The following is a 14,177-nucleotide window of genomic DNA, read 5'->3' as shown; positions in this document are numbered from 1 at the left end:
GCAAAGCGATCGCAAGAACCTATTCTGTAGAAGTTTTGGCGGACGCCAGACTCAACCTTACAGCCCGCAGTGCTTGGCTAGCCGTTCGTTGTGCATCAGTTAAAATTCAAAGACCGGATAACCTGAGTGCCCAGGACTATCCAGACCATGTTGGACTGTGGGCCGTTGAAGCCAGAGAAGTGAGTCCGCCCACAGGCCAAAAACCGATTCTCTGGCGATTGCTGACGACCCATCCAGTCGAATCTGTTGAACAAGCTTTACAAGTCATCCTGTGGTACCGCTGGCGTTGGTGGATTGAACAACTATTTGCCACGCTCAAACGCGATGGTTTAGATATTGAATCCACCCAACTAGCGGGACTTAAACAAATTTTAAGCCCAAACAAGGCCTAAACTGGCTTTATAAGCGGAGAATACGTCCCAATTTTGGTTCAACCATTTTACAAACCTAAAAGATATGGCTGTCCGAAATGCTTCGAGTGCCTGAGTAAAGGTGTTTAAAGGTTTGTTTGCCCATGTACGCCTTAATCCTCCTGTTAACCTATGCCAGAGAATGAAAGTGTAGGCACAAAATACCAGAATGAAATGTCTTTTCAGGCTGGTTTCATCTCGCTCCTTGATATTCATTTAATCCCAACCATCCCTTGGCTTCCCGATAGAAAACTTCAACCCAATTTCTTTCTGAATAAGTTTTTACTATCCACTCCTCTGTCGCTATTGACGAGTCAGCATTACTCATCAAATAATCTATTTCAGTGGCGGTATCGAAAGTTTCTGCATTCATGACGATAGCCATTACTTTCTTACCCGTGCATTTTGATAATTCGACGAATTGAATTGCTACCCATACTGTTCTCGGTCGTTCTAAAGACAGTTGAATTTTTGTGAAAGCCTCTACAGGTAAGGATTTAGCTAAATTATCTACTCGAATCTCTTCTGTTTCCTCTACTGTTTTTTGAATTATTACTTTGCGATTCTTGGCAAGTCCTCCGATATATTTTAATTTGCGGTTTTCTAATTCTTGTAAAAAACTGGTGTTATTACCATACCCTGAATCCATCAAGACTATTCCTGGTTTATAGCCTCTCGAAGCAGGTCTTGTCGATTAAATTTATGGCTATTTCTGGCTTTTTCTTGAAGTCTGGATCATCTTTTCCGGAGGGTAATGAGTCGGCTTTTTTATACAATTCAATATCTAATGGCAGGCTCTTTTTGCCATCATATAGATGACTGGTAACTACTACTACCCCATTGTCGGTTTTTCCGAGTTGTCCGATGTATTGTCTTCCTACACCGTCGGTAAAGTTACCACTTTTTCTGTGTCCTGAATCATCTATTATTAGGCTGAATCCTCGACTAATCTTGGTTTGATTACATTGATTCATTACGTCTAAGCGACGTTGATTGAGTTCATTGAATGACCAAGGCGCTGTTGTTAAAAAATGATGTAATTTGTGGTAGGTTACTCCCCAAGGCGTTTTCTGCCATCTGCGACAGGTTTTTTCGTTCACTTTCTCCCAATAATCCTCCTAAATAGTTCCTAAACTCTCGTTTTTGGGCAAGATGACCAAAAATATCGTCAAATCTTTGACACCATCTATCGAAGCAGGGGGGCATCGCCGCAGGGGTTGTCTCTTTCATGGGTCATTTTTTAACGTTATATGCTTGCTATGTAAACATTATAACCTATTTTTATCGTATTTTCTGTTTAAGTCCCGCTAGAATCGATAGAGGCGATTCAACGCTTGACGATTTTAGGGCTAGGGGTGGCGCTGAAGACGCTTCAATTGGTGGAAGGCCGGGACAAACCAGACCTCGAAGCAACCCTGGCATTCACCTGCATAGCAGCAATCATTCCTGGAGCAATTAGAGCCAAAGCTAGAAGGCAGGACTAAAAAGTTGCAAAACCCTCACCCTAAACGCTCCTTACCCTGGGCAACTTGGCTGATTGCTAGATTGGGTGGATGGTCTGGCTATCAATCCCAGCGCCCCCCGGAATTGCCACTCTCGTCCAGGGTTTGAGGAAATTTGAGTCCATCTTTTGGGGATGGCTGCTAGCTCAACCCTGACTTGTGTGTACACAGCAGGTCCTTTTAGGGCGGGGAGTGTCAAACCGTCTGAGGGCCGACTTAATTTCTGGAGATATCCGATCGACAAAATATTTGGGTTGACGACTGGTTTCAACTCAACCTCTAAATATAGCAATCGCCGCTTCGGGCGCGGACATAAATAAGCTCATGAATAGAGCCGAGACCGCGTGACACATAAACGGTTTGATGTCCGTACTCTGTAACTCTCCCCTGTCCCCTGTCAACTGTGAACTGTCAACTACCGGAACTTGCGGCCCTCCACAACCTATTTTTCTGGCTCGAACCGGTTTGTTGATAAATCAAAAAATATTTACTTGCTCGATCGCACACTCCACCGATACAATGATATTGTTAACGATTTTTTGAGTTGGGTGCGTAACTCAGTTGGATAGAGTAGCTGCCTTCTAAGCAGCGAGCCGCAGGTTCAAGTCCTGCCGTACCCGTTAACCAAACCTATACATGACAAGAGTTTCCAACGTTTGGACACAAACGGACATACTGCCTGAAACCTTGTGTCGCAGTTTTTGCGTAGTTGTTTCGGATTCGGGCATCCGAAACACCATCAAATCTGCACAGAAGCGCCGCCTGCGAAACCAGGCTAATCTTTCCGTTTCCGGGCGATCGACACTCCTAGCTATCTGAGTATATGTTTGACACACCCGATGTGCTATCATAAAAAGTCTTTTGTGTCAATAGCCCAGAAGTTAAAACAGCAGCAGCCGATTGTGGGCCGGGTAGCCCTCAAGAGTTATCCTTAGTAAACTACCTGCCACCAAGCTGAGTACAGCTATGGTGGGGGCTTTCAACAGCCCTCAAGCTACAGAATAGCTCGGAACCTTCAGGTCGGTTTACAGACGACCCCAATAATTTAATCATCATCGCACCGTTCAAATCAGCATCGCCATGCCAACCGCAATGTCCACACTTGAAACTCTTACCCCTCCGATAGGACTCGCCTCTAGTCGGATGGATATGCAGGCATTTGTGGCAGGTTTGACTTGTATAGCGCGGATTAATCGCAATCACTTCAACGCCCGCACCAATACCTTTGTAGGTCAAGAACTGGCGCAACTGATAGAACGCCCAACTATTGGAACGAAACCGCTCAGTCTTGCTTCTCGGCATCTGGTTGGTACGATCTCTAATCCCCGTCAAGTCCTCGATGGCGAGGATAGCATTACTCGCTCCTGCTTGCTTGATGATGGTTTTGCTGATTACATGATTTTCATGTGTTTGAAAACGTCGCTCGTTCCCCGACAGCCGTTGCAAAATCTTACGGCATCTGCGCCGTGTCGATCTTGTGCCTTTCGATGCTTTACTCTGAAGCGAAGCTCTAGTTCTGGAATATCGATCTCTGACTGCGGTAATGTGCTTACCGCTCCATTTTTCGCCCTCGCTAGTTACGGCAATATCTGTACGTCCAAGGTCTACACCAATTACCTGGCTAGATTTAATCGGTTCTGGTGGTGTGTCTTTGACCTGAATATGGATGTAGTAGCTACCATCTCGATGTTTGCAGAGTTGGGCAGCAGTAGGCTTCTTACCTTTGAGCTTGCCTGTCTGGTACTGCCCCACATTCATTTTGATGTGGTAGCGTCCATTCATCAGCGTGAGGCTGACAGTCCAATCTTTTTCCCTAAAAGCAAAGATTCGAGCATCGTAGTCAGCACTGGTTGGCTTGAACGTTTTAACTGGCTTGCCCTTGAGCTTGGCAGTTTTGCGATTAGCACCAACCCGCACACAAGCGCTGACTGCCAAGTTAGCGCTAAGCCCAAAGTTCGAGCGCAACTCTTGATAAACCGTAGTTTGAATCGTGGTCTTGCTAGTGGTCTGTGGCTTAACTACCTCATTGGCATAGTTGCAAGCAGCCGCAAACGCCTGAAGGGTTGCCTCTATTTGGGCGACCTGTTCTGGCGAGGGATTGAGTTTGCTTTCCTAGCGTCAGTACTTGTTCCATGCCAATTATTTTATCACATGTGACATATTTTTTATGGCAAGTGTAGATCTGTTTGTTCATTCGTCGCCCACCCCTTTGGTTGCCATCGATCTGCGATTGTCAACCCACTCAGGGGTGGGACTCTTCAATCACACCCCATTCCTCCCACCGCCAAGCCGAGTACGGCTATGGCGGGGGTATCCTGGGGGTCTAGGTGTTCGGGCTATTTTTGGACAGGTTTGGATATGTTAAGAGCAATTTTATTTCATATACCCCAAAATTTAATGCTATTACTCGACCGCAGCGCGATCGACCAGTTACAGCCGGTATTGGCGCAAGCAACCGGAATGCCGATCGTTGCATCGGAAAATACCGCCACAATTGCACTGGTATTGGTTGCTGTGGGAATTCTGGGTTGGGGATTTTATCGGGCCAGACCTTTTGGCAAACTGGGAATGTTAGCTTGGTTGCAGTCAGTGGTGCTGATGAGTCCGTGGCTGCTGTTCTTTGGTTTGTTCGGTGCCGGGATTTACCTAAATCTAGTGGCGGTATTGTTGCTGCTGGTGACATCCACGGGATTGTACATTTATCTGGGCAGGCAATTACGCAAGGCAGCAGCCGATGCAGCGATTGACTCGCGCCCCGATCTGGCCCAGATCGAGTCCCAAAGCGATGGAAACTCCCCTCCAAACAAACAACAGGTACCAGCAAAAGAAATTATTAAGATCGTCACATCGCCTGCAACTAATGAATTAGAAATAATTCCCGTTCCAGTTGAAGACCTCAAGGCAATTCAAGGAATCTTTGGCATCGATACTTTCTTTGCTATAGAAACGATTCCCTATCAAGATGGGGTAATCTTGAAAGGCAATCTCCGGGGAGACCCAGAACAAGTACACTCGCGTTTGACGGCAAGTTTGCAAGAAAGATTGAACGATCGCTACCGCCTGTTTTTAGTAGAAAATCAGGACGAGAAGCCGGTAGTTATTATCTTGCCCAGCACAAATGACCCGCAGCCAACTACCCTATCTCAAAAAATCCTCGCAGTCGTGCTACTACTAGCAACAATTGCTACCAGTTTGGAAACAGCGGGTTTGCTGCTGAGTTTCGATTTCTTTAACTCGCCTGGTAGATATCCAGAAGTGCTGCCAATTGCGGCGGGAATTTGGGCGGTTTTAGGGTCAGGCGAAATTGCTCGCCGAGTGCTGGCAAATCAGTACAAGGTTGGCTTGAGTTGGCCGTTTTTTATACCAACTTTTCAGATAGGTTCTTTTGGGGCGATCGAGCGTTTTGAGTCGCTGCTTCCCAACCGTAAAGTTTTGTTTGACATCGCTTTTGCTGGGTCAGCCGCTGGGGGAATAATTTCTCTGCTCATGCTGGTAACGGGTTTGCTGCTTTCTCACCCCGGCAGTTTGTTTCAAATTCCCGCAGAGTATTTCAAGGGCTCGGTTTTGGTGGGAACTTTGGCAAAAGTGGTTTTGGGTGCGGCGTTGCAGCAACAGATTGTTGACGTTCACCCGCTGGTAGTTATTGGTTGGTTGGGCTTGGTAATCACGGCGATTAATTTGATGCCTGCGGGACAGTTGGACGGAGGTAGAATTGTGCAAGCAATCTACGGCCGGAAAATTGCCAGTCGCGCTACTTTGGCGACGTTTGTGGTGCTGGCGATCGCTTCTTTAGTTAATCCTTTGGCTTTATATTGGGCGATCGTGATTCTGATTTTACAGCGGAATCTGGAGCGGCCGAGCCTCAACGAGCTGACTGAACCTGACGACGCTCGCGCAGCTTTGGGTTTGTTGGCTTTGTTCTTAATGATTTCTGTACTTTTGCCCTTGACTCCCGCTTTAGCTGGGCGTTTAGGAATTGGCAACTAATCATCTGACCATTGGTGGGCTGGGTGCGCTTGGGCGCACCCCAGATATTTATGAATTAACCCAATAGAAAAGCTCGGAATTTGTTTAAACTTAATTTAGCAAGTAAAAATCACGGATATGAGCATCTAGGCTAAAGTTATGGCTAATCAACTTCCTCCTGTATTGGTAACTTTTGATGCGGATGTTTTGATGGCTGGCAGAACCCAAGTTTGGCAAGAATATGCCAAGGTGGGAAGTTGCTATCTCCCGGAAGTAGTGTATGACGAAATAGATTATCTGACAGGGAAAGCGGTAGAAAAAGCTCAAGAGCAAGTGGCCAGAGAGTTTATGCGCTTTTTTGCAGATAGTGGCTGGATTGTGACTGATGCTCAAGAAACGCATCGGGGTCTAGAACCCTCGATGAAAAATCAAAGCGCACAAGCAATGCTAGTAGTAGCTACAGCTCAGTGCGTTTACGGTCTGGCTCAGGAACATCCCGACGCACTGGTGGTGTTTGTGTCCAACAGTCAGCCTCTGCTGAAGCGGATAGCTTCTGTGGGGGCTGCGAATCTTTGCGGCATTACTGCGGCGATGCTGTTAAATTGGGCGAGGAAAGCGGAACGCCCGCCGGCTGCGACTCAGCAATTGCAAAGTTTGATGCGAACTTTAGCCGATCGCCAATCAACTCAGCGCTCTAACAGTAGAATACAGAATGCTGGTGTTGGCAAAACCGGGACATCTGTTAGCAAGTTCACGATGCGTGGCGATTCTGATTTGGACTCGCCCAGTAGTTCTACTAAAACTAATCAAACGGGTTTGAGTGGGAGCCCCCGTAAGAGTTCGCGCACCAATGCCAAAAAGCCGGTGCCCAGTCGCGAGGAACGGAAAGATTACGAGCCGGCTGTATATCGGATCAAACACATTACGCCTCCGAAAAAAAGGGATGGCGGTTTTCTGTCTGGTGCGTTCAATTTTTTGGGAGCGTTATTTTTCTTGACGGTAGCGGTGGGTATTTTGTGGCGAGTGTTGGATGCTCGGGGTTTTAGAAAGACTTTTGTACCGGCTCTACCGCAGCCTGTGCAACAATTTGTCAAGTCGATCGACCCTAAATGATATATCGGTCTGAAAATTCCGCTTTCTAGCTTCAATAAGGACTATCACCATCGACAGCAAGTAGCAAAAGTCTGTGATAGCCTTAATCTGTAATTGCCAGCCCGGTTAATTGGTAACTATTCACAGATTGAGAACACATCAAAATAAGCGAGAAAGCATTAGCGGAATTAGATTTTACATCTTTGCGCGATCGCAAATTTTTTCCTTCTCCTGTGGCTTGGGAAGACCAAGTGCTATATTTTTTAATGCTCGATCGCTTTTCAGACGGCACAAAAAACGGTTATGAGGACGATCGGGGAAAAGTCGTCACCAGCGGGAAAACTATCCCGAAGCTTTCCCAGACGGAACAATTTTGCCAGCCGAATTTTAAGATTCATCTAGTTATAACAAAAAAGGTTATATTAGCAATTGGGATAATTACCCTGAGTATGTCGAAGGAAATTTTTTCGTTATCAAAGATATCCATACAGGTGAAGGAAGCACAGATTTTTACCAGCCTTCTGAGGCGCTACTAAATCTGTGCGAAGCTTACAATTTTTGGATGGCTTATACAGATATCGATGGATTTCAAGTTGATAAAGTCAAGCACGTGCATTTGGGTAAAATTCGGTTATTTGCAGAAATTATTCACGAATTTGCTCACTTAATTGGTAAGGAAAAATTTTACTCGATTGGCGAGATTACCGGAGGGCACAAACAAGCATTTTCTACATTAGAAGTGGCTGGTTTGAATGCGACTTTAGGAATTAGCGAAATCCTCGATGCCTTTGCCTACATGGTAAAAGGATATCGCGATCGCAGCGTTTATTTTTCTTTGTTCCGCAACTTTCTGCTGCTGCAAAAAGAATCTCACGTTTGGTTTAAGAATAAAGTGGTCACGATGTTTGACGACCACGACGGTAGAAAAAGGCAACCACAAAGCGCATTTTTGTGCTAGTAAAAACGGTGAAAAGGTAATATTAAACGCTTTAGATCTGGATGCGACGACTTTGGATATTCCTTGCATTTATTACAGTATCGACTACAGTTTACACAAAGTTGGGGACAGTTTCAAGTGCATTTACTAGACAGACAACACGCAAATTAATAGTAAAGTTTATGTTGAGGACAGACAGAGAAAATGTATTTCGCTGACTGTACCGGCGGCTGGGTTTGTAATTTATGAGCAGGTGAACGTTAAGGGTTAGGACATTTCTAATGTGTAGATTTTTATCATTTATAAGGTTTGTAGTGAGGACTTCAGTCCTCTGATTTTTGATGCGGACTGAAGTCCTCACTACAAACCTATTTTATAGCGGTTGTTCGAGCAATAATCGGGACAGTTTTTTGGGGTGGTGGCTAAAACTGGCATTCTACCGTTAAGATTTCAGCCTCTGAGGAAGCTGGAACCCTTATTATACCGTTCGCGATCGAAAAATGTCCGGACTATTGTTCGATCGGACATAATATTAATTAAGATTTCATTATTTGCGCCTAATTTAAAAATGCTGAACTGGAACGAAATAATTAGTGGATTTGTCTTAGCTTTGGCGGGTTTTGTTTATGCTGTATTCTTTTTTGTGGTTCTTCCCTTCAGACAGTACGATTATGCGGCACCGATTTGGGCCATAGGAATTGCGATCGGCCTGACGGTAGCAATGAATTGGCTACTATCTGAATCCTTGCTGAGTGGGTGGATTTGGGTAGCTGCATTATTTGGTTTTCAGATACCCCTGATGCTTTTTTGTAGCGAGTTTCTGGGAGATGGACTCTTGCTGCCGAGTCTGTTATTTTTCGGAACAATGGTAGTAGGAGTTGCGAGCGTTTATACCAATTTTTCACAACCAAAAACACTGTTGATTGTGAGTTTGTGTACAGTATTTTTCCTAACTTTAATGTACATATCTTTCATTGGTGGCTATGTGCTCAGAGGCAAAAATCCGTTTCATGGTTCTTCAAAGCAAATGCTACCGCTGTTGAATCACAAGGTAGAAATTCACACTGACGATCCCAAACAATTGCAATTCAATGGTAAAACAGGCGAACTCACTCAGATCGATCGCTATGAAGTGACCGTCAAGCTAGATGATGATAAAGTATTCTGGCCTTATGTCCAGCTTTGGTGGGAAGATGTCAAGCCTGCTAACTAACAGTAATCCTCAGAGTTATCAACTCTAAATAACTTTCTCCCCTTCTCTTCTCTCAGCGCCCTCAGATCCATCTGTGGTTTATTTCGAGCCCGGAATTCTGTCAAGCAATTTTAATAAAGATGTTTCAAATTCAGCCAAAATTGAGCGCTAGGCAAATAGGTAATCACAAATTCACTGCTAAATAAAGCATGAATCGGGAAGCGATGCAAGTCGCGGTTAGGAATCAGAATTAAGTTGGTAATGCCGTTTGATTGTAATTGTTGTTCGATGAATGAGAATGCCATTTCCATACACATATCATCTGTCAATTCAACGCTGGAGATGCGCCTTCTACTGGCCTCACAATTGCGGGTTTATTAGTAGATTTTGGCTGGAAAAGTGCCTTCAGTGCCTTGTCGAGATTTTCTGCCATCACAATTCGATTTTCGTAGGCAACAATCACTCTAATTAAAGTTGGCAAACTATTGCGTTCAGCCTCCAAATAAAGAGGTTCCACGTACAGCAAAGATTGTTCTATCGGAATTACTAATAAATTACCTTGAATCGCCTTTGAACCCTGCCGATTCCACAGAGAGATTTGTTCAGAAATTACCGGATCTTGGTTGATTAAAGCTTCTATCTGTTCCGGGCCGTAAACTAATCGCTGTTTGGGGAATTGATACAATAGCAACTTACCATAATCATCGTCATCCGATCGCCCTGCAATCCAAGCAATTAAATTATTACGACTGACTGGCGTAAATGGCAATAGCAAAATAAACTCTTCTGATGTTTCCGTCGGCAGTTTCGTAATCAAATAATACGGTTCTACGGGCTGCTGTTTGCCACCATAAATCTCATTAGGAACACGCCACAAATCCTCCCGATTGTAAAATACCTGCGGATCTTCCATGTGATAAGTTAACAACCGTTCCGATTGAATGCTCAACAAATCTACGGGATATCTAATGTGTTTGCGGAGTGCCGGAGACATTCTTTCTAGGGGTTTGAAGAGTCCGGGAAAGATAGCCATCCAACTCTTAATGATCGGGTCGGAAGGATTGCTAACGTAAAAATTAACAGAGCCATTGTAGGCGTCAATCACGACTTTTACCGGGTTGCGAATGTAGTTAAATTCATTTTTTCCTGGATCTGAATAGGGGTAGCGCTCGCTCGCTGTATAGCCATCGATAATCCAGTAAAGATAGTTAGGATATTTATCGTTTGCAGGGGGTGATTTTTTAATAGAGTTGCCAGATTGAACTAATTCTTTTTCTATTTCTCCTTTACTGAGATTGGCGTTTGCTACTACTAAATATGGATCGGAATCGTAGCGCAAAAAAGGAGCAATCGCCCGGACTCTTTTGTTAATATTGCGGCGATAAAGTAACTTGGTTTCTGGTGTAAAATTGCGGGTAAGCGCCATTTGCCAATTTTTGAGATAACTCGCAAATAGCAAGCGCTTCCATAGAGAGTCGATCGCAATTCCGCCGGTACCGCTGTAGGTATTGTAAACATTGTCTTGGCCGCTGGGATAGTCGAATTCCTTGACTTTTGTCGGTGCGATGGCGTCTGTATCGGTGACTTCGCCGTAGTAAATGCGCGGATAGCCGATCGGGATACTGGCCCGAATGCTATCTTTAGTTACATCTAAAACAGTGTCTCCTGTCTGGGCTGTTACCCCAATATCTTTGACAAAATAATCGGGTAAACCCCCCACACCGACTGTGTTTACGGGAGAAAGAGTAAAGCCGTAACCGTGAGTGTACACGAGATGTTCGTTTACCCAAGTTTGAGCTTCCGGCGCCACTGCTGTGTAATCTAATTCCCGCGCCGCCAGAATTACTTGCTGGCTTTCCACATCTCCCTTTTTTGCTGTGGCGTTTTTGATTGTGTAGCGATCGATATCCGCATCAGGAAATGTATAATAAGGTCGAATTTGCTGTAACTGTCGGTTGGCTTGCAGCAGTGGCTGTTTGTCCCACAGCCGGATGTTGCTAATAGTAAGTTGATTTTTTTCTAAGTCTTGATATGTAAGTTTTCCGCCTGGATCGAATGTTTTAATTTCAATTTTCTTCAGGTCAAAAGCTTGTTGAGTAAAGGCAATGCTGCGCTGGATGTAGGGCTGTTCGCGCGCTAGTTCGTTGGGTTTGACTGCGAGTTGCTGCACAATTTTTGGCAGCAGCAAACCTAGAGATATACTTAAAGTTAAAAATGCTAAGATGATTTTTTTTAAGTTATTATTGTTGATGTTTAATTGGAAAACAGGCCAAAGCATGAAAAGTGCGATCGCCCCAGCCACAATACTCAAAAAGCCATAGACGGGAAGCCGCACTGTCACGTCAGCGTAACCAGCCCCGTAGGTAACGTCTCCGCGCGAGTACAGCAAGGTGTAACAGCCCAGCCAGTACCGGAGTGAGACGGCTACCATGCAAGCTGCTCCCAAGCCGTACAAGTGCCGCTGTTGCGATCGCGAAAACCCCAAAAATATGCCTTGACTCAGGCTGTTTCCCGCCAGCAAATAGGTTAAAGTACAAGATACTAAACCGTACACAGATACAATAGTCAGCCCGAAACTTAGTAATTCTAAGATCGGCAAGATAAATACATAAAAGCTAATATCTTGATTAAAAATCGGGTCGGTGATGTTAAAATTAGTAGGGTTGAAAGATTGTAAAAGTTTAGTCCAGCGACTGGCGGCAATTATCCCGATCGCCAAACTGAGCAAAAGAGCGATCGCCCGCAACCAAAAATCCGGCTTAATTGCTACAGCTAACATCATTCCCAGCAGCAAGCCCAACTGCCACCAATCAGACGATAGCTGCACCACCCCAACCTGGATTGACTTAAATCCGAAGTCTATTGGCGGCGCCGACAAACCCCCGACTATCCTAAAATCGCCGATGGTACCGGCGGCTAAGAGCCCGCAGTGAATTACTGTTAAACTGGCGATCGCACTTAATCCAAATATCGCCAACAACAGCCAGGGAAAGGCAATTTGAGATTTAGCAGCAGGTAGTTGATGATTTTTCTTCGTGTTTGGGCCACTTGCGGGCGCGATTAACTGCCTAAAAACAGGTGATTTGATGTTGCTTTCGGTGGGAAGTTGCAGGCGGCGGGCTAGGGCTAAATTTCCGAAGAAGAAGGTGGAAGATACCAAAAGTGCGATCGCGCCCAGCAACGCTTGAGTTTTCAGTTTTAACAGCAAAACCTCAAGATATCCAACTTCCTCAAACCAGAGAATTTCTGCCGCAATCCGGGAGGAAAACTCAAAAACTAACCACAGCCCTACAAGCAATAAAATTAATTGATAAATTCGCTTAATAGTCATTAGTCATTAGTTATTAGTTATTAGTTATTAGTTATTAGTTATTAGTTATTTGAGCTAATAAACCCCGTTACTTAATCAGCAAATGGGTAATATCATATCCGGTAGATTACCATAACAATGAAAGTTCGTAGTGCGGACTTCAGTCCGCCATACGGCTGCGGACTGAAGTCCGCACTACGAACCAATCTTATGGCGGTTCACCAACCGGAAACGATATAAGTCCTAATTACATTAAAAGCTAATGCAAAACATCACTAATGACTACTGTCAACTGATTAACGCTGTCAACTGTCAACTGTCAACTGTCAACTGATTAACGCTGTTAACTGTACTGCTGATTGACATCAACATCCAAATTAAACAGCGTTTGCAAAGTCTGCATCGCTTGTCGGCGCGCCTCAATATCCTGCTGCGCCCGCAACTGCACCATCGGATCGTGCAAAATCTTATTCACAATCCCTCTTGTTAAAGATTCAATCACATCTTGATGTTTCTCCGAAAACTCGGAACCCAGACGCGACAAAGCTTTTTCTAATTCTTGTTCCCGAATCAATTCGATCTTATCTCGCAAACAGCTAATGGTAGGAACAGTTTCTAGACTGCGCCACCAGACATCAAAAGCCTCTACTTCCTGTTCCAGCAAGCCCTCAGCTTCCATTGCCATTTTGCGGCGGCTTTCGTGATTTTGAGCTACCACTGCTTTCAAATCGTCCACATTAAACGACTTCACGTTAGCCAATTCCTTCGCATCCGAGTCAACGTTACGCGGCACAGAAATATCTACCAACATCAACGGGCGATCGGGTTTTAAAACAGCTTCTAATTTAGCTTTATTTAAGAGCGGATCTGTAGCGGCTGTACTGGTAAACACCAAGTCAGAATCCGCAATTACCTGCATCATGTCCGAGAGCAAATGCAAGTGCAGTGTGGCATCTTTAAACAAACCAGCCAATTCTTCAGCGCCTCGCATCGATCGATTGACGATCGCAATATGACTCGCTCCTTTCGACAGCAAATGCTGCACCAACAACCGCGACATCTTCCCAGCGCCGATAATCGCAATCCGGCTAGTTGCTAAATGTTGACCTTTTAATTGAGCCAATTCCGCCGCCGCCGAAGAAATCGAAACCGCACCCGTACCAATGCTAGTTTCCGTGCGGACACGCTTCCCGGCTGTAAGAGCTTGCTTAAACAAACGTTCTAAAATTCTGCCAACACCTTTGTACTGCTGGGCGAGTTTGTGAGTTTGTTTCACCTGAGCCAAAATTTGTCCTTCTCCGAGCACCAAACTGTCGAGGCCCGCAGACACTCGCATCAAGTGCATCACCGCATCTTCGTGCAGCAAAATAAACAGGTGAGGGCGCAAAGACTGCAAAGGAAGCTTGCTGCATTCCGAAAGGAACTGCATCACTTCTCGCACTCCCGGCTCTGACTCTGCGGTAACGATATAAATTTCTAAACGGTTGCAAGTGCTGAGGATTGCAACCTCTTGAATGTGGGGGTAGCCGCGCAATTGGGCGATCGCCGCTTCAATCTTTTGTTCTGGAATGCTGAGTTTTTCCCGAACTTCAACCGGCGCTGTTTTGTGGCTGAGACCTACGACTGCAATATTCATGTTTATGATTTGTCACTATTTATTTATTACTTGTCAACAGTCACCTGTTATTAGTTATTAGTTTATCGCTGATTGCTAATAACAGGTTACGGTCAACAGCAAACAGTCAACTATCAATCGTCAACAGCCAAC

The 14,177-nt window shown here is 44.9% G+C and carries 10 protein-coding genes, 1 tRNA gene and 3 pseudogenes; 8 read left to right on the top strand and 6 right to left on the bottom strand.

All coding sequences use genetic code 11. The annotated features are described in order from the left end of the window. Positions 1-353: pseudogene (locus QZ938_RS27340) on the top strand (IS4 family transposase); the annotation flags it as partial. 18 nt (positions 354-371) lie between these two features. Here the strand turns inward: QZ938_RS27340 and QZ938_RS27335 are convergent. Continuing rightward, positions 372-1,640, bottom strand: a pseudogene (locus tag QZ938_RS27335) (IS701 family transposase). A 77-nt stretch (positions 1,641-1,717) separates the two neighbouring features. Here QZ938_RS27335 and QZ938_RS27330 point away from each other — a divergent pair. After that, a pseudogene (locus tag QZ938_RS27330) lies at positions 1,718-2,068 on the top strand (IS4 family transposase); the annotation flags it as partial. Between the two features lie 390 nt (positions 2,069-2,458). Next, positions 2,459-2,532, top strand: a tRNA-Arg gene (locus QZ938_RS27325). Here QZ938_RS27325 and QZ938_RS27320 read toward each other — a convergent pair. Next, complete coding sequence (locus QZ938_RS27320) at positions 2,533-2,763, bottom strand: hypothetical protein (RefSeq protein ID WP_293156041.1); 231 nt, start codon at positions 2,761-2,763, stop codon at positions 2,533-2,535. Positions 2,764-2,851: 88 nt separating this feature from the next. Then, positions 2,852-3,985 carry a transposase gene (locus tag QZ938_RS27315; RefSeq protein WP_363318908.1) on the bottom strand — a complete coding sequence of 378 codons (1,134 nt, stop codon included), beginning with the start codon at positions 3,983-3,985 and terminating at the stop codon, positions 2,852-2,854. Between the two features lie 387 nt (positions 3,986-4,372). Here QZ938_RS27315 and QZ938_RS27310 point away from each other — a divergent pair, with 387 nt between their 5' ends. The 5 genes from QZ938_RS27310 (at position 4,373) to QZ938_RS27290 (ending at position 9,120) form a co-directional block, all read left to right on the top strand. Further along, positions 4,373-5,899 carry a site-2 protease family protein gene (locus QZ938_RS27310; RefSeq protein WP_293156074.1) on the top strand — a complete coding sequence of 509 codons (1,527 nt, stop codon included), beginning with the start codon at positions 4,373-4,375 and terminating at the stop codon, positions 5,897-5,899. A 138-nt stretch (positions 5,900-6,037) separates the two neighbouring features. After that, the gene (locus tag QZ938_RS27305) at positions 6,038-6,991 is read left to right on the top strand and encodes a PIN domain-containing protein (protein ID WP_293156038.1); all 954 of its coding nucleotides are present in this window, start codon (positions 6,038-6,040) and stop codon (positions 6,989-6,991) included. A gap of 230 nt (positions 6,992-7,221) precedes the next feature. Beyond that, the gene (locus QZ938_RS27300) at positions 7,222-7,506 is read left to right on the top strand and encodes a hypothetical protein (RefSeq protein ID WP_293354655.1); all 285 of its coding nucleotides are present in this window, start codon (positions 7,222-7,224) and stop codon (positions 7,504-7,506) included. Between the two features lie 26 nt (positions 7,507-7,532). Continuing rightward, positions 7,533-7,928: a hypothetical protein gene (locus tag QZ938_RS27295; protein ID WP_293156032.1), complete on the top strand. Its 396-nt coding sequence runs from the start codon at positions 7,533-7,535 to the stop codon at positions 7,926-7,928. A gap of 547 nt (positions 7,929-8,475) precedes the next feature. Further along, complete coding sequence (locus QZ938_RS27290; protein WP_293354658.1) at positions 8,476-9,120, top strand: hypothetical protein; 645 nt, start codon at positions 8,476-8,478, stop codon at positions 9,118-9,120. Positions 9,121-9,230: 110 nt separating this feature from the next. On the opposite strand, the gene QZ938_RS27285 is transcribed toward QZ938_RS27290, so the two are convergent. The 3 genes from QZ938_RS27285 to QZ938_RS27275 form a co-directional block, all read right to left on the bottom strand. After that, the gene (locus QZ938_RS27285) at positions 9,231-9,410 is read right to left on the bottom strand and encodes a hypothetical protein (protein ID WP_293354661.1); all 180 of its coding nucleotides are present in this window, start codon (positions 9,408-9,410) and stop codon (positions 9,231-9,233) included. A gap of 14 nt (positions 9,411-9,424) precedes the next feature. Then, a complete protein-coding gene (locus QZ938_RS27280) occupies positions 9,425-12,430 on the bottom strand; it encodes a UPF0182 family protein (protein WP_293354664.1) in 3,006 nt (1,001 codons plus the stop codon). A gap of 322 nt (positions 12,431-12,752) precedes the next feature. Then, the gene (locus tag QZ938_RS27275; protein ID WP_293156020.1) at positions 12,753-14,045 is read right to left on the bottom strand and encodes a glutamyl-tRNA reductase; all 1,293 of its coding nucleotides are present in this window, start codon (positions 14,043-14,045) and stop codon (positions 12,753-12,755) included. Positions 14,046-14,177: the final 132 nt, after the last annotated feature.

This window comes from Microcoleus sp. CAWBG27 (assembly GCF_020883145.1).
GTDB lineage: Bacteria > Cyanobacteriota > Cyanobacteriia > Cyanobacteriales > Microcoleaceae > Microcoleus.
Note: the sequence above shows the minus strand (reverse complement) of the source record. Positions and strands in the feature narration are given on the sequence as shown.

Excerpts from the sequence above, each read along its gene's own strand:
- QZ938_RS27305 (WP_293156038.1), top strand. The coding sequence starts at position 6,038 with ATGGCTAATCAACTTCCTCCTGTATTGGTAACTTTTGATGCGGATGTT.
- QZ938_RS27310 (WP_293156074.1), top strand. The coding sequence starts at position 4,373 with ATGCCGATCGTTGCATCGGAAAATACCGCCACAATTGCACTGGTATTG.
- QZ938_RS27275 (WP_293156020.1), bottom strand. The coding sequence starts at position 14,045 with ATGAATATTGCAGTCGTAGGTCTCAGCCACAAAACAGCGCCGGTTGAA.
- QZ938_RS27285 (WP_293354661.1), bottom strand. The coding sequence starts at position 9,410 with ATGGAAATGGCATTCTCATTCATCGAACAACAATTACAATCAAACGGC.
- QZ938_RS27290 (WP_293354658.1), top strand. The coding sequence starts at position 8,476 with ATGCTGAACTGGAACGAAATAATTAGTGGATTTGTCTTAGCTTTGGCG.
- QZ938_RS27320 (WP_293156041.1), bottom strand. The coding sequence starts at position 2,763 with ATGATAGCACATCGGGTGTGTCAAACATATACTCAGATAGCTAGGAGT.
- QZ938_RS27280 (WP_293354664.1), bottom strand. The coding sequence starts at position 12,430 with ATGACTATTAAGCGAATTTATCAATTAATTTTATTGCTTGTAGGGCTG.
- QZ938_RS27295 (WP_293156032.1), top strand. The coding sequence starts at position 7,533 with ATGGCTTATACAGATATCGATGGATTTCAAGTTGATAAAGTCAAGCAC.